The sequence below is a fragment of the Microbacterium sp. genome (assembly GCF_003248605.1).
Lineage (GTDB): Bacteria > Actinomycetota > Actinomycetes > Actinomycetales > Microbacteriaceae > Microbacterium.
Map to the genome: position 1 here is coordinate 1 of NZ_QFPF01000043.1, position 19,370 is coordinate 19,370.

Consider the following 19,370-nt stretch of genomic DNA (forward strand, 5'->3'; position numbering starts at 1 on the left):
GGTGCGGGCGATGCCGCGCAGCGACGCGCCGGCGCGGAGCAGGTCCGACACCGCGGCGGCGGTCGTCGACTCGGCGCGCGCCGAGTCGAGATAGGTGGGATTGCCGGCGCCGATGCGGTAGCCCTTGATCGCGAAGAGGTCCTTGACCGCGACGGTCAGACCCTCGAGCGGACCCTCCCACGCACCCTGGAAGAGCGGGTCGCCGACCGTGCGCCACACCGAGCGGTCGAGCGCCTGCGCGCGGGGCGTGACATGGGCCGCCGTGATCAGCCAGTGCCCGTCGACGCGCTCCCACACCTGGGTCTGCAGCCCCGTGCCGCCCCCGACGTAGCGCGAGATCGACACGAGCAGCGCCACATCGGGCGCCAGTTCGCGGTACTCGATGCGCTCGATCGTGCGCGGCGGGACTCCCCCGCGCACGCCGCGGAAGGCGCTGATCGCGTCGTGCCCGACCAGCAGGCCCGCGGCATCCCCTCGCATCGTCTCGGCGCCCGGGGCGAAGGCCGCGTCGAGCGCATCCAGGTCGTTGGCGATGATCGCGCGCTCGTACGCGTCGAAGGCCTGGCGCAGATCCGCCGGGACATGCTCGGCGCCTCGGGCGAGCGCATTCGTCATCGTGTGCCGCCCGTCTTCGCAGCAGGAGATGCGCCCGGAGCAGGAGATGCGCCCGGAGCAGGAGAATTCCCGGTCATCTCTCCTGTTCCCGTCGAATGTCCTGTTCTGGCCACACCCGCGACGGGTGCGGCCGGCCGCGGCACCCCCGCGAAGTCCGCCTCCCGGATGCGCGCGTGCACACCGCAGACGATGTCGACCACCTGCGAGATGTCGAAGTCGGTCGCGGCGCTCAGGTACGCGTACGCGAGGTGCTCCTCGAGCCCCCACCGCGCCCGGATCAGCGAGATCGCCGCCCGCACGCAGCGGCGCATGGCTTCGCCGAGATCGGGATCCAGCCCCGTCGGCACGAGGTACTCGGACGTGCGCACGAGCGGCCCCGTGATCTCGCCGAACTCGGCGAGCGCCTCGCCCCGCGGCACGACGTCGAAGCGCAGCGTCGCGCGGAGCGAGGCCTCGAGGGCCGTGAGGGCGACCTCGCCGTCGCCCTGCGCGAAGTGCGGGTCTCCGACGTACGCGAGCGCCCCCTCGACCTGCACGGGCAGGTAGAGCACGGTCCCCACGACGAGCAGGTTGATGTCGATGTTGCCGCCGTGCTCGCCGGGCGGCACCGAGTGCGGGCGCTGGTCGCCCGCCACGGCGACGCCCATCGTGCCGAGGAACGGCGCGAGCGGAAACTCCACGACACCCGGCCCTCCCTCGGTGACGGGCAGCACGCCGACGAGGCCGCCCTCGCGCGACTGCACGGGAGTGAAGACGCTGACGTTGTGCTCGCCGCGCGGCAGCTCGCCCACGAGTGCGCCCTTGCCGTGGCGGTTCGAGATCACGCCGTACGGCACGCGGGGCGCAAGATCCAGCACGGTGATCTTCAGCAGGTCACCCGGCTGCGCACCCTCGACGCGGATGGGACCCGTGACGACGTGCGGTCCGTCGGCGAGCGTGTCACGGCTCAGGGTCGCGGCGATGTCGACCGCGTCCGTGAGGACGGCGGCAGCATCCACGCCCTTGCCGGTGAAGTACGCGAGCGGATCCTTGCCCTGGTCCTCGAGGATCCCCTCGTGACTGACGGTGTCGATCGTGACGCTCTGGCCCGCGGCGATGGTCAGCACCGCGGCGTCGCGCGCACAGGGCAGCCGCCCCCAGAGCACCGTGTCGGGGGATGCTGCCAGGTAGTGATCGCCGGGAGTCTCGCCCACGCCCGGCTGCAGGATCGGAAAGTTCACGCGCCCTCCTCGTCGCTCGCGCCGGGGAGCGTCGACTCGGCGCCGGCGGCCAGGATCTCACGCCCGCGGCGCGCGATCACCCCGTCCTCGGGACCGTACACCCGCTCGCCGGCGAGGTACGTCGCGTGCACGACGCCCGCAAGGGTGCGCCCGTGCCACGGCGACATCTTGTTGCGGTACTGCAGGGTGGCGGCATCCACCGTCCATTCCTCGTCGGGCGCGAACACCGCGAGGTGCGCGGGGGCGCCGACCGCGATCACACCGGCACCCGCGAGTCCCGCGACCCGCGCCGGACCCGTGGTGACGTAGGGCAGCAGCGTCTCGAGCGCGATGCCGCGGCGGCGGGCCTCGGTCCACACCGACGCGAATCCGGTCTGCAGCCCGGCGATCCCGCCCCATGCGAGCCCGAAGTCGCCCTCGCCGCGGCCCTTGAGCTCTGCGGACGAGGGCGAGTGGTCGCTCACGATCGCGTCGATCGTGCCGTCGAGCACGCCCTGCCAGAGCAAGTCGCGATTGTGTGCGTCGCGGATCGGCGGGCAGCACTTGAACTCGGCGGCCGAGTCCGGAACCTCTTCTGCGGTGAGGGTGAGGTAGTGCGGGCACGTCTCGATGCTCAGGCGCACGCCCTCGGCCTTGGCGGCGCGCACATCGGCGAGCGCGCCCGCATCCGAGACGTGCACGATGTGGGCGCGGGCGCCCGTGCGACGCGCGGCCTCGATCACGCGTCGGATCGCGTCGCGCTCGCTCACGGGCGGCCGGGAGGCGAGGAACGCGTCGTACCGCGGGCCGAGCGGACCCTCCTCGCCGAGCTGCGCCGGGTCCTCGGCATGCACGATGAGCAGGCCGTCGAAGGCCGCGATCTCGGTCAGGGCCGCCTCGAGCTGCTCGGCGTCGAGGCTCTCGAACTCGTCGATGCCCGAGGGCGAGAGGAAGCACTTGAACCCGACGACCCCCGCCGTGGCGAGTTCGGCGAGCGCGCCGAGATTTTCGGGAACAGCACCGCCCCAATAGGCCACGTCGACCGCCAGCTTGCCTCGCGACGCGGCCCGCTTGGCCTCGAGCGCCGCAACGCTCGTCGTGACGGGAACGCTGTTCAGCGGCATGTCGACGAGTGTCGTGATCCCCGCCGCCGCCGCGGCCGCGGTGCCCGTCGCGAAGCCCTCCCACTCCGTCCGCCCGGGTTCGTCCAGGTGCACGTGCGAATCGACGAGGCCCGGCAACAGGGTCACGTGATCGGGCAGCACGACGACGTCGCCCGGGGTCACACCATCCGGGTCGTACGCGTCGACCGCGGTGATGCGCCCGCCCTCGACGTGCACCACGGCGGGACGGAACACTCCGTCGATGAAGACACGACGCGCGGCGAGGGCGCGCGGGGCGTCGGGAAGAGCGGTCATGGCACCCACGCTAGGCGGCCCGCGTTTCCCGGATGTTACCCACAGCAACATTCGCGAAACGTGCCGCGGGTAACGTGACGTCGTGCTCCTTCAGGATTTCAACACCGTGGATGCTGCCGAGGCGGCCGCCCTCGTCCGCGTCTGGGCCGACATCCCGAGCTTCGTCGACGGCATCGTCGCGTCGCGGCCCTACACCTCGGTCGACGAGGTCGCCGCGCGGGCATCGCAGCTCGCCGCGGCGTGGGACGAGGCCGACCTGGACGCGGCGCTCGCGCACCACCCCCGCATCGGCGAGAAGCCCACGGCGTCCGGCGCCGAGGGCGACGCCTCCCGCCGGGAGCAGGCATCGATGGCCTCGGCGGGCGAGGATACGACCGCACGGATCGCGGACGGAAACGCCGAGTACGAGCGCCGGTTCGGCCGTGTCTTCCTGATCCGGGCGGCCGGCCGCGCTCCCGAAGAGATGCTCGCCGAGCTCGAGCGCCGGCTCGCGAACGACCCCTCCGACGAGTGGCGCGAAGCCGCTGCGCAACTCGGGGAGATCGCGGTGCTGCGCCTGCGCGGCGCCGTGACGGACGACAGGATGGGCGCATGAGACCGCACCTGACCACCCACGTGCTGGACGCCGCGACGGGTTCGCCCGCACCGGGCGTCGCCGTTGCGCTGGCCACAGCATCCGGAACGCCCGTCGCCGAGGCGACCACCGACGCCGACGGGCGCGCGGGCCTCGGCCCGGAGCAGCTCGACGCGGGCGTCTACGCCCTGACCTTCGCGACGGGCGCGTACTTCGCGGCGCAGGGCGTCGACACCTTCTACCCTTCGGTCACCGTGACGTTCAGCGTCGAGGTCGCGGACGACGGCACCAGCAGGCACTATCACGTGCCACTGCTGCTGAGCCCGTTCGCCTACTCGACCTACCGCGGCAGCTGAGCGCCGCGGGCAACGTTCGGAGGATCCCCATGAAGGTCATCGTCATCGGCGCCGGCATCGGCGGCACGAGCGCCGCGATCGCGCTGCAGCGCCTCGGGCACGAGGTCGTCGTCTACGACAGGATGCGCGAGAACAAACCGGTCGGGGCGGCGCTGTCGCTGTGGTCGAACGGCGTCAAGGTGCTCAACTGGCTGGGCCTTCGTGACGAGGTCGCAGCCCTCGGCGGCCTCATGGACGACATGGCCTACTACGACGGACACACCGGCGAGACGCTCTGCCGCTTCAGCCTCGACCCCGTCACCGTGCAGACGGGCCAGCGCCCGTATCCCGTCGCCCGCGCCGAGCTGCAGGCGCTGCTCATGGAGCGCGTCGGCATGCCGAACATCCACCTGTCGATGCAGCTGGTCGGCATCGAGCAGCACGAGGACGGCGTCACGGCGACCTTCGCCGACGGATCGACCGACACCGCCGACATGCTCATCGGCGCCGACGGTGCGCGTTCGTTCACGCGCGACTACATCACCGCCGCGCGCGGCCTTGCCCCGATCGAACGCACGTATTCGGGGTACACGAACTTCAACGGGCTCGTCCCGGCCGACCCCGCCGTGGGCCCGCTCGACCAGTGGACGACATACGTCGCCGACGGCAAGCGCTGCGCCGTGATGCCCGTCGCGGGCGACCGCTTCTACTTCTTCGTCGATGTGCCGCAGCCCGCGGGCGTCCCCTATGACCGGGCCGAGGGCGCGGCACCGCTGCGCGAGGCGTTCGGCAACTGGGCGCCCGGCGTGCAGGTGCTGCTGGATTCCATCGATCCCGAGGTGTCCCTCAACCGCGTCGAGATCTGGGACATCGACCCCTTCGACACATGGGTGCACGGACGTGTGGCTCTCCTGGGCGACTCGGCCCACAACACCGCACCCGACATCGGTCAGGGCGCGTGCTCGGCACTCGAGGACTCGTTCGCCCTTGGCATCGTGTTCGCCACGAACACGCTCGGCGTCGAGGACTCGCTGCAGCGGTACGAGAAGATCCGCGCCGAGCGGGCCGGCGAGCTCGTCGCGCGGGCGCGCAAGCGCGCGTGGGAGACGCATGCCTTCGACCCGGCGGCGACGCAGGAATGGTACGACGGCCTGCGTACCGAGGACGGCACGGGCATCATCCGCGGCATCGTGGGCAACATCGTCGACTCCCCCGTCAACCTCGGCGGCGGCATCCTGACCTGACGCGCTGCTGTCGCGGCGCGGCGCGCGGCGTTCGTTCCCTCGGTCTTTGCGGCGCGGCGCGCGTTCACGCCCTCACCCGTTGCCGAACCCACATTTTTGCAGCGAACCACCAGCCGACGCGTGGTGTCTCGCTGCAAAAATGTGGGTTCAGCGCGTGGCGGCACGGTCCAACCCCACCGCGAGCGGGCGACGGGATGCTGTCGCCCGCCGCATCACGGACGTTCGGGCGGCGCGGAGGCCCCAGCATCCCGATCGGTGTCGAGCACGTGCGTCGGGATCAGTCCCGTGCCCTCGGCCTGCGGGTGCACGAGCGCCGCCGCGGCGGGCCCGCGCACGGCGTCGGACGCGTCGAGTTTGGGATCGGCGGCGTGGTCTCGGCGCATCTCGTCGGAGTTGAGCAGCAGGTTCAGCAGGATCGCCGTGATCGCGCCGGCGCTGATGCCCGAGTCGAAGATGAGGGTGAACCACTCGGGGAACTGGTCGTAGATCGTCGGGGTGACCGTCGGCAGCAGCGCGACGCCGACCGAGATCGCCACGATCAGCACGTTCTTGTTGTTGAAGTGCACCTTCGCCAGCGTGCGGATGCCGGACGCCGCCACCATGCCGAACAGTGCGATGCCCGCTCCACCCAGCACCGCCCTCGGCACGCCCTCGACGATCGCCGAGATCTTGGGGATCAGCCCGAGCACGACGAGGATCACGCCGGCCGCCGCCGCGACCCATCGCGAGCGCACGCCCGTGAGCGAGACGAGTCCGACGTTCTGCGCGAAAGCCGTGTAGGGGAATGTGTTGAACACGCCGCCGATGACCGTGCCGAGGCCGTCGGCGCGCAGACCGTCGGCGAGCTGCCGCCGGTTGACAGGCTTTTCGACGATCTCGCCGACGGCGATCATGTCGCCGGTCGTCTCGGTCATGATGACGATGCCGACGATGATCATCGACACGATCGAGGCGACCTGGAAGGTCGGCAGGCCGAAGTGGAAGGGCGTCACGACGCCGAACCATGCGGCCTCGCCCACGTGCGACCAGTCGACCATTCCCGGCACGAAGAGCGCCGCGATGGTTCCGACCAGGAGTCCGAGCAGCACCGACACCCGCTGGAGGGCGGGCGGCGCGAACCGCTCGATCAGCACGATGAACAGCAGCGTGCCGACCGCGAACCCGACATTGATCGGCGGTGCACCCTCGGTCGACCCGTCGACGATCCAGCCCGCGGCGACCCGCATGAGCGAGAGGCCGATGATCAGGATGACCGTGCCCGTCACGATCGGCGGGAAGAAGCGCAGCAGCTGCGCGAAGAACGGCGCGATCAGGATCATGAACAGACCGCAGGCGATCGTCGCCCCGAAGATCGCCTGGATGCCCTCGCTCTGACCGATCGCGATCATCGGGCCGACCGCGGCGAACGTGACGCCCTGCATCAGCGGCAGCCGCACGCCGAAGCGCCAGAATCCGACCGACTGGATGATCGTCGCGATGCCGGCGACGAAGAGGTCGGCGCTGATCAGGAACGCCATGTCCTCTGCGGAGTACCCGAGCGCGCCGCCGACGATCAGCGGCACGGCGACGGCGCCCGCATACATCGCGAGCACGTGCTGCAGCCCGAGGGGGAACAACCGGGCGAGAGGCGGGATGCTGTCGACCGTGTTGGCCTGAGCGCGCGCCGCGCGCGCGGCCTTCTTATCCGTCGCGTCGGACGTGCCCGGTTCGGTGTCTGTGGTCGCCATGCGCTGCTCCGGTCTCGCGAGGGAAGGACGGTTGCGGCAGAGACGGCGACGTGCCCGCCGCGGTGCTTGGGTGCGACCGTAGGGCCGCGCTGCAGACGACGCCAGGCGCGGCGGGCGATCGTCGCGGACTCTTCACACCGGCGTTACGCCGACGCAATCCACGCCCTCGGGCGGCAGGGCCGGAGCGCGGCGCCCTCAGCGCGGCGGGCCGGGCCGCGCCCCGCACGGCGTACGCCCGGCCGGCGGGCCACGGGCCGCGGACGGCGAACCGACATTTTTGCAGCGAACCACCATCCGACGCCTGGTGGCTCGCTGCAAAAAAAGTGGGTTCGGCGCGAACGAGAGGCGCCCCGCACGCCTCAGGCGTGGAAGACCGCGTGCACGTCCTCGCCCGCAAGCGCCCGCCCGCCGAGGTCGTCGAGCTCGATCAGCACCGCGGCGCCCGCGACGACACCGCCGAGCGAGGCCACGAGCGTGCGTGCGGCCCCGATCGTGCCCCCGGTCGCCAGGACGTCGTCGAGCAGCAGCACCCGGCATCCGGCCGGTATGTCGTCGTGCGCCTCGATCGTCGCCGTGCCGTACTCGAGGGCGTAGTCGACGGATGCCGCGGGCCGGGGCAGCTTGCCGGCCTTGCGGATCGGCACGAGGCCGACGGCCGCGACCGTCGCGGCGGCTCCTGCAAGCAGGAAACCGCGGGCCTCGATGCCCGCGACGACATCGAAGCGCCCCGCGAACGGCGCGAGCATCGCCTCGATCGAGGCGCGCAGTCCGGCCGCATCGGCCAGCAGGGGCGTGATGTCGCGGAACAGGATGCCGGGGCTCGGATAGTCGGGAATGACGCCGATCAGGGACTCGGCGCGCGCGAGGGCATCGGGTTCGGGCACGTCGTTCACCCTAGCGGCGGGCGGTGTTCCGACCCAGGCGGTCAACATTCCGGAGACTTCGACCCCGCACCCGCGTCAACCCCCGAAACGACGCGGGCCCGCCGCCGGCACCATCGCGTTCATCCGGAATGTTGTGCGCTTCGCGCCCGCAAGGCCGCCGCGGAGGGTCCATGCAAGCGCTTGCATTACCCTGGGGCGCATGACTTTCACGCAGGAGAACACGTCCGCCCTGCACGCGGATGCCGCCCCCGGCGCCGAGTGGTGGCGCAGCGCCGTGATCTACCAGATCTATCCCCGCTCGTTCGCCGATGCCTCGGGTGATGGCATCGGCGACCTGCCGGGCATCACGAGCCGGCTCGACGACCTGCAGACGCTCGGCGTCGACGCCATCTGGCTGAGCCCGTTCATGACCTCCCCGCAGAAGGACGCCGGCTACGACGTCGCCGACTACTGCGACGTCGATCCGATCTTCGGCACGCTCGCCGACTTCGACGACATGCTCGAGGCGGCGCACGCACGCGGCATCCGCGTCATCGTCGACCTCGTCCCCAACCATTCCTCCGACCAGCACGAGTGGTTCCAGGCGGCGCTGGCGGCCGAACCCGGCAGCCCCGAGCGCGCGCGCTACATGTTCCGTGACGGCAAGGGGGAGCACGGCGAGCTGCCGCCCAACAACTGGGAGTCGGTGTTCGGCGGGCCGGCCTGGACCCGCGTCGAAGAGCAGGACGGCACCCAGGGCCAGTGGTACCTGCACCTGTTCGACACCTCCCAGCCCGACTTCGACTGGTCGAACGAAGAGGTGCGCGAGATGTTCCGCGGTGTCCTGCGGTTCTGGCTCGACCGTGGCGTCGACGGATTCCGGGTGGATGTCGCGCACGGCCTGATCAAGAAGCCGGGCCTGCCCGACTACACCCCGCCCGCCGAGGCCGATTCGATGGGTGGCGCCGAGGCCGATGTGCCGTACTGGGGCCAGCCCGCCGTGCACGATGTCTACCGCGACTGGAACACCGTGCTGGCCGCCTACCCGGGCGACCGCGCGCTGTGCGCCGAGGCGTGGCTTCCCACACCCGACAAGACGGCCCTGTGGGTGCGTCCGGACGAGATGCACCAGGCGTTCAACTTCCCGTATCTGCAGACCGAGTGGGATGCCGCGGCCCTCCGCGAGGTCGTCGACGAGTCCCTGCGCGCCTTCCCCGCGGTCGGGGCCCCGAGCACATGGGTGCTCTCGAATCACGACGTCGTGCGCCACGCGTCGCGCCTTGCGCTGACGGCCGAGAACCCGCAGGGCCACGGCATCGGCCCGGACTCGCCCGGGCAGCCGATCCCCGAGGTGGGCCTTCGCCGCGCCCGCGCGGCGACGACGCTGATGCTGGCGCTGCCCGGCTCTGCCTACCTGTATCAGGGCGAGGAGCTCGGCCTGCCCGAGGTCATCGACCTGCCCGCCGACTCGCGTCAGGATCCGACGTGGTTCCGCACCAAGGGCGAGCGCTACGGGCGCGATGGATGCCGGGTGCCGATCCCGTGGACGTCCGAGGCGCCCGCGTACGGGTTCAGCGAGACCGGAGAGGCATGGCTGCCGCAGCCCGCCGAGTGGGCGACCCTCGCCCGCGACGTGCAGGCCGGGGCCGAGGGTTCGACGCTCGAGCTGTACACCGCTCTGCTGAGCGCCCGGCGCGATCACGGTCTCGGCACGGGCGCGCTGCGCTGGCTCGACGGCTACGGCGACGATGTGCTGGCCTTCCGCAACGGCGGCGTCACCGTCGTCGCCAACGTCGGCGCCGAACCCGTCGAGCTGCCGGCGGGTGCGCGGGTGATCGTCGCCAGCGGCCCGCTCGATGGCGGAACGCTGCCCGCCGACACCGCGGTGTGGGTCGAGTCCGGGGCCTGAGCGCCGGATGCCGGCGACGCCGGAGGGCGAACGGCCCGAGGTGAGCGACTCGTGGTGAGCATCAACGACGTCGCCCGCCTCGCGGGGGTCTCGACCGCGACGGTGTCGCGGGCGCTGTCGGGCCGCGGGCAGGTCTCGCCGGAGGCGCGCATGCGGGTGGCGGCGGCCGCGACGCAGCTGGGATACGTCGTCCAGGCAGCGGCATCGAGCCTGGCGTCGGGTCGTACCCGCAACATCGGCGTGCTCGTTCCGCACCTGGATCGATGGTTCTTCAGCACCGTGTTGAGCGGGATCGCCGCCGCCCTCGCCCGGCGCGGCTACGACATCACGCTCTATGCGCTCACCGACGATCCTCACGCTCGGCGCGAGATCTTCTCGACGTTCCTGCGGCGACAGCGTGTCGACGGGGTGATCGCCATCTCGCTCGAGCTCGGCGACCACGAGTCCGCCGAGCTGGCCGCGATCGGCATCCCGATCATCGGTCTCGGCGGCCCCAATCCCCTCTTCCCCTCGCTGACCGTCGACGACGTCGCCGTGGCGCGCGCGGCGACCGCTCATCTGGTGGCACTCGGGCATCGGGAGATCGCCCACATCGGGGCGAGTCCCGAGTTCGACATCGACTTCCACATTCCCACGCACCGGCGCCGCGGGTTCGAGGTCGTGCTCGCCGAGGCAGGGGTGTCCCCGCGCCCCGAACTCTACGAACCCGCGGATTTCACCGTCGAGGGCGGCTTCGGCGCCATCGCGCGGCTGCTCGACCGCCCGAACACGCACCCGACCGCCGTGTTCGCGGCGAGCGACGAGATGGCGATCGGCGCCGTGCTCGGCGCGCGGGATCGCGGCGTGCGCGTGCCCGAGGACCTCTCGGTGATCGGCGTCGACGGCCACGAGCTCGGCGAGTTCTTCGGGCTGACCACGATCGACCAGTTCCCGCGCGGACAGGGCGAGCGGGCGGCCGAGGCGATGCTCGCGATGCTCGAACCGACGACGGATGCCGGGGCCACAGCATCCCCCGCCGTGGTGGGTGATCTGCCCTTCGAACTCGTCACGAGGCAGACGACGGCGTGGGCGCCGGACGTAGGCTCGGTCGCATGAGCATCGATCTCGAGGCACTGTACATCGACCTGCACACGCATCCGGAGCTGTCGTTCCAGGAGACCCGCACCGCATCGGTCGCGGCCGGGCATCTGCGCGATCTCGGATTCGAGGTCGAGGAGGGCGTGGGCATCACCGGCGTCGTGGGGGTGCTGCGAAACGGCGACGGACCCGTCGTATGGCTGCGCGCCGACATGGACGCCCTGCCCGTCGAGGAGCAGACCGGCCTGCCGTACGCGAGCACGCGGCGCGCGTTCAACCCGCAGGGCGTCGAGGTACCGGTGATGCACGCGTGCGGACACGACATGCACATCACGGCGCTGATCGGTGCGCTCGAGCGGCTCGTCGCGGCGCGCACCGAGTGGACCGGCACGATCGTCGCCGTGCTGCAACCCGCCGAGGAGTTCGGCGCGGGCTCGCGAGCCATGCTCGACGATGGGATGCTGGAGCGCTTTCCCCGCCCGGACGTCGTGCTGGGCCAGCACGTCACCCCGTTGCCGATCGGCACCGTCGGGGTGCGCCCGGGCACGCAGATGGCCGCATCCGACGGTCTCACCGTGACGATGTTCGGTCGCGGCGGACACGGTTCGCGCCCGCACGCGACGGTCGACCCGGTCGTCATGGCGGCCGCGACAGTCATGCGGCTGCAGACGATCACGTCGCGCGAGATCGATCCCCGGCACGTCGCGGTGGTGACGGTCGGGTCGATCCATGCGGGCCTCAAGCACAACATCATCCCCGCGGACGCGCGCCTCGAGCTGAGCCTGCGCTACCCCGATGATGAGACGCGCGACCGCGTGCTCGAGAAGGTCGAGCGCATCGTGCACGCCGAGGCGCAGGCCTCGGGGGCACCCGAGCCGCCGCTGATCACGACCGACCACACTCTGCCGCCGACGATCAACGACGCCGCAGCGACCGCGCGCGTCGCCGCGGCGATCGAGGGCGCGCTCGGGGCGGGCAGCGTCGTCGACCCGGGCATGTTCACGGGCAGCGAGGACGTGTCGTGGTTCGCCCGCGACGCCGGCGTGCCCCTCGTGTTCTGGTTCTGGGGCGGCGTGGACCCCGCCGTGTACGCGGCCGCAGCAGCCGCCGGCACGGTGGAGCGCGACATCCCGACCAATCATTCACCCTTCTTCGCGCCTGTCGCGGGCCCCACGATCGATGTCGGCGTCGCGGCGATGGTCGCGGCCGCGCGCGAGTTCCTGGCCTGACGTTTCGGGTTCGGCGGGCCGCCCCGTCGAGCTCCCCGGCCCTGCCGCCCCGGCGCCCTCCCCTCGGCGTTGGGGCGTTGAAATCACCGTGGGGCGTGCTGCTCCGCGCCCCAACGTGGTTCTGACGCCCCAACGCCGACAGACGCCCTAACGCCGACAGACGCCCCAACGCAGACGGATGCCCCGCGGCGCACACGAACGCGCGCGCCCGCACGCACAGCCGCACGCCCCGGGCCTGCGGGCGCGGCGTAGCCTGGAGGGATGAGCACCCCCCGAACGCTCGACGTGGCCGCCGTGCGCGCCGATTTCCCGATTCTCGGCAGGATGCTGCACGACCATCCGCTCGCGTATCTCGATTCCGCGGCGACCAGCCAGAAACCCCGCGCCGTGCTCGACGCCGAGCGCGCGTTCTTCGAATCCGACAACGCGGCCGTCCACCGCGGCGCCCACACCCTGGCCGCCGACGCGACCGAGGCCTTCGAAGATGCCCGAACGACAGTGGCGGGGTTCATCGGCGCCGATGCCGAGAACCTCGTCTGGACGAGCGGCGCGACCGCCGGCCTCAACCTCGTCGCGTATGCGATCGGCAACGCTTCGGCCGGTCGCGGTGGCCGGCCGGCCGCCCGTATGCGCCTCTTCGCGGGTGACGAGATCCTCGTCACCGAAGCCGAGCATCACGCCAACCTCATCCCGTGGCAGGAGCTTGCGGCCCGGACGGGCGCGCGGCTGCGTCACATCCCCGTGCACGACGACGGCACCCTCGATCTCGAGACCGCCGCCCGGTTGCTCACCGATCGCACGCGGGTCGTCGCGTTCCCGCACGTCTCCAACGTGCTCGGTATCGTCAATCCGGTCGCCGAACTCGTGACTCTCGCCGGCCGCGTCGGCGCCCTCACCGTGCTCGACGCGTGCCAGTCCGCGCCGCATCTGCCGGTGGATCTGCCGGACCTCGGCGTCGACCTCGCCGTATTCTCCGGCCACAAGATGTTCGCGCCCTACGGCATCGGCGCCCTGTGGGGCCGCTCCGAGGTGCTCGCCGCTCTGCCCCCGTTCCTCACCGGCGGGTCGATGATCACCTCGGTGACCCTCGACGAGGCCGAGTACCTGCCGCCGCCGCAGCGTTTCGAGGCCGGCACGCAGCCGGTGTCGCAGGCGATCGGTTTCGCGGCCGCCGTGCGGTACCTCGACGACCTCGGGCACGACGCGATCGCCCGGCATGAAGCATCCCTCGCCCGGCGCATGGGGGACGGCCTGCGCGAGATCCCCGGCGTGCGCCTGCTGGGCGATGCCGAGGGGGTCGAGCGTGTCGCGCTGTGGGCGTTCGACGTCGACGGCGTGCACGCGCACGATGTCGGACAGTTCCTCGATGCCCGCGGCGTCGCGGTGCGCGTCGGGCATCACTGCGCGCAGCCGCTGCACCGACGTCTCGGCCTCACCGCGAGTGTGCGGGCGAGCGCGGCGTTCTACAACACCGACGACGAGATCGATCGGATGCTGCAGGCCGTCGCCGACGTGCGCGCCTACTTCGGGGTCGCATCGTGAGCGGGCTCGAATCGCTGTACCAGGAGCTGATCCTCGATCACTCCAAGCATCCGCACGGCCGCGAACTCGCGCCCGAGGAGGGCCGCTCGGCCACCTCCCACCAACGCAACCCCGTGTGCGGCGACGAGATCAGCCTGCGCGTGCGCCTCGCGGACGACGGCGCCAGCATCCGCGACGTCACGTGGGAGGGCGCGGGCTGCTCGATCTCGCAGGCCAGCGCCTCGATGCTCAGCGATCTCGTGAACGGGATGACGGTGCCCGATGCCGGCGCTCTGATCGGTGGGTTCCGGGAGGTGCTGCGCTCCCGAGGTCGGGCCGAGCTCGACGTCGACGAGTACGGCGACGCCGCGGCGCTGTCGGGGGTGTCGAAGTACACCGCGCGGGTCAAGTGCGCGATGCTCGCGTGGGTCGCCCTCGAGGACGGTCTCGCGCGCGCGTAGCGTGCGCGTGGCGCGGACGGAGCCGGCCGCCTCCGGCTCACCGCCGTACCGACGACACCTCCACCCCCGCAGGCACGCGCTGCGACGCATGCGGCCTGTCGCCCAGGCGAGCCTGCTCGTGCCACATTCGCAACTCGAGCTCGTCGCGCACCGCGCGATACGCCGGATCGTGGGCGACGTTGCGCACCTCATCCGGGTCGGCCACCAGGTCGTAGAGCTCCCACTCCCCGGCGTAGGTGAAGGGGCCCGTGCCCGGCAGCCCGAGACCGTCGTTGTAGAAGTAGATGAGCTTGTGGGTCTCGGTGCGATACCCGTAGTGCGCGGGCGCCTTGTGGAAGACGTCGTCGTGCTCCCAGTACCGGTAGTACATGCCCTCCGCGGGCGCCTCGGCCTCGCCGCCCGTGAGGTCCCCAGCGAAGCTGCGGCCCTGCATGCGCGACGCCGGCTCGACGCCGGCGAGCTCGAGGATCGAGCGCGCGAAATCGACGTTGGTGACGATGCCCTCGTGCACGGATGCCGGGGCCACCCGCCGCGGATAGCTCAGCAGGAGCGGCATGCGCAGCGACTCCTCGTACATGAAGCGCTTGTCGAACCAGCCGTGCTCGCCGAGGAAGAATCCCTGGTCGGAGGCGTACATCAGCACCGTGTCGTCGAAATCCCCGCGGGCGCGCAGCCAGTCCACGACCCGGCCGACGTTGTCGTCGACCGACGCGACGCAGCGCAGGTAGTCCTCCATGTAGCGCTGGTACTTCCACAGCGCGGTCGCTTCGTGGTCGAGCCCGGCCGGGGGATCCTGCTTGAGGTCCTCGGCGTTCAGGTGCTCTGCGATGCGCATCGCGGCACGCCGCGCCGACGCGCTGCGGGTGGCGAGGTCGTCGTCCCACGTGCGCGGCAGCGGGATCGGATCGCTGTACATCTGCGCGTGCGCGGCGTCGGGCTGCCACGGCCGGTGCGGCGCCTTGTGCCAGATCAGCACACACCAGGGGTCGTCGCCCTCGAGTCCCTCCAGCCAGCGCAGCGCCAGGTCAGTGATCAGATCGGTCGCGTAGCCGGGCTCGATCCGCAGTCCGTCGGCGCTGAGGAATCTCGGATCGTGGTACTCGCCCTGATCGATCAGCACGTCCCAGTAGTCGAATCCCTCGGGATCGTGGCCCGGGCCCTCGCCCATGTGCCATTTCCCGACGATCGCCGTGCGGTAGCCGGCATCCCGCAGTTGGGAGACGAAGGTGGGTTGGCTCGCATCGAGCGGCGTGACGAGTGTGGTCACGCCGTTGATGTGACTGTGGGTCCCGGTCAGGATGCTGGCGCGACTGGGTGAGCAGAGGGAGTTGGCCGCGAAGCACGAGGCGAACCGCACTCCGCGCGCGGCGATCTCGTCGATGCGCGGCGTCGTGTTGACCACCGAGCCGTACGACGAGATCGCATGCGCGGCGTGATCGTCGGTGAGGATGAGGACGATGTTGGGCCGGCGGTCCGAGCCGTCCCGCGGCGTGCTCACGACACGACCGCGCCGCCGACCGCGCCGTCCGTCGCCGCGGAGTACGTCGATTCGTCGAGGCCCGACTGCGTGGGATCGTAATCCACCTCGCCGACGTCGTACATCGTCGTCATCCAGTGGTAGAACTTGTCGCCGCGATCCCGCAACTGGCGGTACAGACTGCCCATCATGCGGCGTCGTACGGGCTCCATCTCCGGGTGCTCGTACACGTTCATCAGCTCATCGGGGTCGACGTCGAGGTCGTAGAGCTCGTTGACCGAGTCCGGGTTGACCACGAGCTTGTACCGCCGCTCCCGCAGCATGCGCTGCGGGTACGGGAAGTGGTGCCCGTGGAACTCGCACACGATGTCGTCGGCCCACGGCACCTCCTCGGCCCCGACGAGGGGAATGAGACTGCGCGAATCGACGGCGGGGGCAGCATCCACCCCCGCCAGCTCGAGGATCGTCGCCGTGCAGTCGAGCAGGCTGACGAACTCGTCGCGCACGACGCCCTCCGGGGCGCCGGGGATGCGGACGAGACCCGGGGTGCGGTAGATGTCCTCGTACATCGCGGGGCCCTTGTCGTGCAGCCGGTGCGAGCCCGTGAACTCGCCGTGATCGCACGTGAAGAACACCGCCGTCTCGTCGATGAGCCCCAGCACCCGGGCCGCGTCCATCACGCGACCGATCTGCTTGTCGATCAGCGCGACGTAACCCCAGTACACCGCGATCAGCTTGCGCGTCGTCTCGATCGGCATGGTGTCGAACGTCCAGTGCGCGCTGTAGTTGCGCTGCACGGGCGGCTTGCCGTGGAAGTTCTCGGCGATCGACTTCGGCAGCTCGACCAGCTCGGGGTCGACCATGTCGAAGTACTCGTCGGGAAGGATGTACGGCAGGTGCGGCCCGAAGAAATGCAGGGCCAGGAAGAACGGGATGCCGCCTTCTCGGTACTCGTCGGCGTATCGCTCCAGCATCTCGATGGTGCGCGTGGCCAGGTAGTACTCGAAGGTCGCCTCCTCGGGCTGATGCAGCCGCGCGGCGAGCAGGTTGCCCGGCCCGCCGTTGGGCAGCGTCCCGCGGATGCGATCGCTGATCTGGTAGGGCGGCAGCCCGTTCTCCTCGAGGTAGCGGAGATAGTCCTCGTTCTCGACCGGGTTGTGCCAGCCGGGCAGGTCGGGTCCGTCGAACCCGAAGTCCGCCGCGACCTTGTGGGTGCCCACGTGCCACTTGCCGATCAGACCGGTGTTGTACCCGACGCCGCGCAGAGCCTGCGAGAACGAGAACTGCCCGTCGGGCAGGTCCTCGATGTAGCCGACGTTGCGCTCGTTGTTGGCGAGCAGCTTGTGCCGGAACGGCGCCTGCCCGGTGAGCAGGCTCGCGCGGGCGGGCGTGCAGATCGCCGACGGCGTGTACCACCGGTCGAACCGCGTGCCGGTCGCCGCCAGCTCGTCGAGCACGGGCGTCGCCGCGTGCGGATTGCCGTACGCACCGAGGGTGTCGACCCGGTGCTGGTCGGTCATGAAGAAGAGGATGTTTCTCCGCTGAGTCACTGCCCTGCCGCCAAGAAGAGATCGCCGGTGTAGAAGGTGGACGGGTCGGTCGGATCCGTGAGCTTGCCGGCGCCGACGAAGTAGTCGTTCATCCCGCTGAGCCACGTGTCGATCGTGCCGTCTTCGGTCCAGGTGTCGATCTCGTCGAGCGAGAGCACCTGCACGTTGCCGGCGTCGGCCTCGACCTGCGCCGCGTCGATCGCGAGGAAGTCGGCTGTGAGCTGAATCGTCTCCTCCATGTTGTCGTAGCGGAACTCGATCGCGTCGCGCAGGGCGGCGAGCACCCGCTCGGCCTTCTCGGGGTCCTCGTCCACGACCTCGTTGCCGGCGACGAACGCCGTCGGGAACGCCACCCGGTCCTCGAAGTCGGTGTTGTCGGCGAGCTCGACGAGGTCGGGAACCTGCTGCTTGACGGTCGCGAGCGCGGGGTACCAGAAGCCCGCTCCATCGACCTGTCCCGACGAGAGCGCGGCGACGATGGCGGCCGGTTCCATGGGGACGAGATTGACGTCCTCCTTCGTCATTCCCGCGTCCTCGAGTGCGAGGGTGAGGATCATGTCGCCGGAGGTTCCCTCGGGGACGGCGACCGTCTTGCCCGCGAGCTCTTCGACCGAGTCGATGCCCGGCTGCGCGACGACGCGGTCGGCCTGGCCGAGCGTGTTGATCGCGACGACCTTCGCCTGGCCGGATGCCGGCAGCCACATCGCGCCGGGTCCGATGTAGCCGAAGTCCAGGTCGCCGGTGCCGAGCGCCTGGATCTGGAGGGGACCGTTGGTGAACGACGACGTCGTGACGTTCAGCCCGTGCTCCTCCCAGATGCCCTGGTCCTCGGCGATGGCCAGAAGGCTCGTGCCGTTGAAGTCGGGGATGTAACCGAAGTTGACGTCGATGGTCTCGAGGGGCGCTTCGCCGCCACCCTCGGACGCCTCGCCGCCGCCGGATCCGGCGCATCCCGCCAGGGCCAGGGCCACGGTCGCGCCGACGGCGACGGTGCCGATCAGCTTGCTGCTGGGTGTCATTGCTTTTCCTCTCTCAAGCCGTCGTCGCCGACGGGGTGGGGCCGACGCGCAGGTCGGGCTCTTGGTGGTACACCGAGTGCCACACGCGGTTGCGCAGGTCGGCGAACTCGGGGCTCAGGCGCACCTCTTCGGTGCGGGGGTAGGGCAGGTTCACGTCGATGACGTCGTAGATGCGGCCGGGGCGGGCGGCCATGACGACGACCCTGTTGGCGAGGAACACCGCCTCGTCCACGTCGTGCGTGATGAACATGACGGTGCGCTTCTCCTGGCTCCAGGTCTCGAGCAGCTGCTCCTGCAGCTTCACGCGGGTCAGGGCATCGAGCGCGCCGAAGGGCTCATCCATCAGCAGGATCGACGGGTTCACCGCGTACGCGCGAGCGATCGCGCACCGCTGCTTCATGCCGCCCGAGAGCATCTTGGGCAGGGCGTCGGCGAACTGCTCGAGCCCCACCATCCGGATGAAGTAGTCGGCCTTCTCGCGCCGCTCCTTCGCCGACATCTTCGCGACCTTGAGTCCGAACTCCACGTTCTGGCGCACGGTCAGCCACGGGAACAGCGCGTACTGCTGGAAGATCATGCCGCGGTCGGGACCGGGCCCGGTCACGCCCTTGCCCGCGACGAGCGCCCTCCCCTCGGTGGGCGTCTCGAGCCCGGCGAGGATGTTCATCATCGTGCTCTTGCCGCAGCCCGAGGGGCCGACGACGGTGACGAACTCGTTGTCGGCGATGTCGAGCGAGACGTGGTCGAGGGCGACGAACTCCTCGCCCTTGAGGGGGAAGATCTTGCTGACGTCCTGAACACTGATCTTGGGGTCTGCGATCGTCACGGTCATCGCCTTTCCTGCCATCCGGTGAGCTTCGATTCGGCCAGCAGCAGCAGGCGGTCCATGACGAGCCCGAGGATGCCGATCATGACGATCCCGACGAAGATCGTCGCGAGGTCGTAGTAGAGCTGCGCGTTCTGCATGCGGTAGCCCAGGCCCGCCTGCGCGGCCAGCAGCTCGGCTGCGACGAGCGTCGCCCAGGCCGATCCGAGCCCGACGCGCATGCCGACGAGGATGAAGGGGGTGGATGCCGGCACCACGACGCGCAAGAAGATCGTGCCGTCCTTGGCGCCCAGCACGCGCGCCGCGTTGATGAGGGTGCGATCGAC

The 19,370-nt window shown here is 70.6% G+C and carries 18 protein-coding genes; 8 read left to right on the top strand and 10 right to left on the bottom strand.

What is annotated here, in order from left to right; all coding sequences use genetic code 11:
- The 3 genes from DI573_RS07605 to allB all read right to left on the bottom strand — a co-directional run.
- Window positions 1-615: AtzH-like domain-containing protein (locus DI573_RS07605; RefSeq protein ID WP_292812435.1), on the bottom strand; the 615-nt coding region annotated here is incomplete at its 3' end.
- Window positions 612-1,835, bottom strand: a complete 1,224-nt coding sequence (locus DI573_RS07610; RefSeq protein ID WP_292812437.1) for an acetamidase/formamidase family protein — start codon at window positions 1,833-1,835, stop codon at window positions 612-614. The genes DI573_RS07605 and DI573_RS07610, both read right to left, overlap by 4 nt.
- Window positions 1,832-3,232, bottom strand: coding sequence for an allantoinase AllB (gene allB, locus DI573_RS07615; RefSeq protein ID WP_292812439.1), 1,401 nt, complete (start codon window positions 3,230-3,232; stop codon window positions 1,832-1,834). The genes DI573_RS07610 and allB overlap by 4 nt, the downstream gene beginning before the upstream one ends.
- Before the next feature lie 82 nt (window positions 3,233-3,314).
- On the opposite strand from allB, the gene uraD reads away from it, so the two are divergent.
- From uraD to hpxO, 3 genes are read left to right on the top strand one after another with little or no spacing between them, the layout of a single operon-like run.
- Window positions 3,315-3,827, top strand: a complete 513-nt coding sequence (uraD, locus tag DI573_RS07620) for a 2-oxo-4-hydroxy-4-carboxy-5-ureidoimidazoline decarboxylase (RefSeq protein WP_292812441.1) — start codon at window positions 3,315-3,317, stop codon at window positions 3,825-3,827.
- A complete protein-coding gene (uraH, locus tag DI573_RS07625; RefSeq protein WP_292812443.1) occupies window positions 3,824-4,162 on the top strand; it encodes a hydroxyisourate hydrolase in 339 nt (112 codons plus the stop codon). Before uraD ends, uraH begins: the two co-directional genes overlap by 4 nt.
- A gap of 29 nt (window positions 4,163-4,191) precedes the next feature.
- Window positions 4,192-5,385, top strand: a complete 1,194-nt coding sequence (hpxO, locus tag DI573_RS07630; RefSeq protein WP_292812446.1) for an FAD-dependent urate hydroxylase HpxO — start codon at window positions 4,192-4,194, stop codon at window positions 5,383-5,385.
- A 212-nt stretch (window positions 5,386-5,597) separates the two neighbouring features.
- Here the strand turns inward: hpxO and DI573_RS07635 are convergent, their stop codons facing one another.
- Entirely contained in the window at window positions 5,598-7,112 is a 1,515-nt protein-coding gene (locus tag DI573_RS07635) for a nucleobase:cation symporter-2 family protein (protein WP_292812448.1), read from the bottom strand.
- Window positions 7,113-7,471: 359 nt separating this feature from the next.
- The gene (locus DI573_RS07640; protein WP_292812450.1) at window positions 7,472-7,996 is read right to left on the bottom strand and encodes an adenine phosphoribosyltransferase; all 525 of its coding nucleotides are present in this window, start codon (window positions 7,994-7,996) and stop codon (window positions 7,472-7,474) included.
- 199 nt (window positions 7,997-8,195) lie between these two features.
- Between DI573_RS07640 and DI573_RS07645 the strand changes: the two genes are divergently transcribed.
- From DI573_RS07645 to sufU, 5 genes are all read left to right on the top strand, one after another.
- Window positions 8,196-9,884 carry a glycoside hydrolase family 13 protein gene (locus tag DI573_RS07645; protein ID WP_292812452.1) on the top strand — a complete coding sequence of 563 codons (1,689 nt, stop codon included), beginning with the start codon at window positions 8,196-8,198 and terminating at the stop codon, window positions 9,882-9,884.
- Between the two features lie 51 nt (window positions 9,885-9,935).
- Window positions 9,936-10,979, top strand: coding sequence for a LacI family DNA-binding transcriptional regulator (locus DI573_RS07650; protein ID WP_292812455.1), 1,044 nt, complete (start codon window positions 9,936-9,938; stop codon window positions 10,977-10,979).
- Window positions 10,976-12,190, top strand: a complete 1,215-nt coding sequence (locus tag DI573_RS07655; RefSeq protein WP_292812457.1) for an amidohydrolase — start codon at window positions 10,976-10,978, stop codon at window positions 12,188-12,190. Before DI573_RS07650 ends, DI573_RS07655 begins: the two co-directional genes overlap by 4 nt.
- Window positions 12,191-12,451: 261 nt before the next feature.
- Window positions 12,452-13,732 carry a SufS family cysteine desulfurase gene (locus tag DI573_RS07660; protein WP_292812459.1) on the top strand — a complete coding sequence of 427 codons (1,281 nt, stop codon included), beginning with the start codon at window positions 12,452-12,454 and terminating at the stop codon, window positions 13,730-13,732.
- Complete coding sequence (sufU, locus tag DI573_RS07665) at window positions 13,729-14,172, top strand: Fe-S cluster assembly sulfur transfer protein SufU (RefSeq protein ID WP_292812462.1); 444 nt, start codon at window positions 13,729-13,731, stop codon at window positions 14,170-14,172. The genes DI573_RS07660 and sufU overlap by 4 nt, the downstream gene beginning before the upstream one ends.
- A 37-nt stretch (window positions 14,173-14,209) precedes the next feature.
- Here sufU and DI573_RS07670 read toward each other — a convergent pair whose 3' ends face one another.
- The 5 genes from DI573_RS07670 to DI573_RS07690 form a co-directional block, all read right to left on the bottom strand.
- Window positions 14,210-15,670: a sulfatase gene (locus DI573_RS07670; protein ID WP_292812464.1), complete on the bottom strand. Its 1,461-nt coding sequence runs from the start codon at window positions 15,668-15,670 to the stop codon at window positions 14,210-14,212.
- Entirely contained in the window at window positions 15,667-17,199 is a 1,533-nt protein-coding gene (locus DI573_RS07675; protein ID WP_292812466.1) for a sulfatase-like hydrolase/transferase, read from the bottom strand. Before DI573_RS07675 ends, DI573_RS07670 begins: the two co-directional genes overlap by 4 nt.
- Entirely contained in the window at window positions 17,196-18,218 is a 1,023-nt protein-coding gene (locus tag DI573_RS07680) for an aliphatic sulfonate ABC transporter substrate-binding protein (protein ID WP_292812469.1), read from the bottom strand. The genes DI573_RS07675 and DI573_RS07680 overlap by 4 nt, the downstream gene beginning before the upstream one ends.
- A gap of 13 nt (window positions 18,219-18,231) precedes the next feature.
- Window positions 18,232-19,050 carry an ABC transporter ATP-binding protein gene (locus DI573_RS07685; protein WP_292812471.1) on the bottom strand — a complete coding sequence of 273 codons (819 nt, stop codon included), beginning with the start codon at window positions 19,048-19,050 and terminating at the stop codon, window positions 18,232-18,234.
- The coding region (locus DI573_RS07690) for an ABC transporter permease subunit (RefSeq protein ID WP_292812473.1) at window positions 19,047-19,370 on the bottom strand (324 nt) is incomplete at its 5' end. The genes DI573_RS07685 and DI573_RS07690, both read right to left, overlap by 4 nt.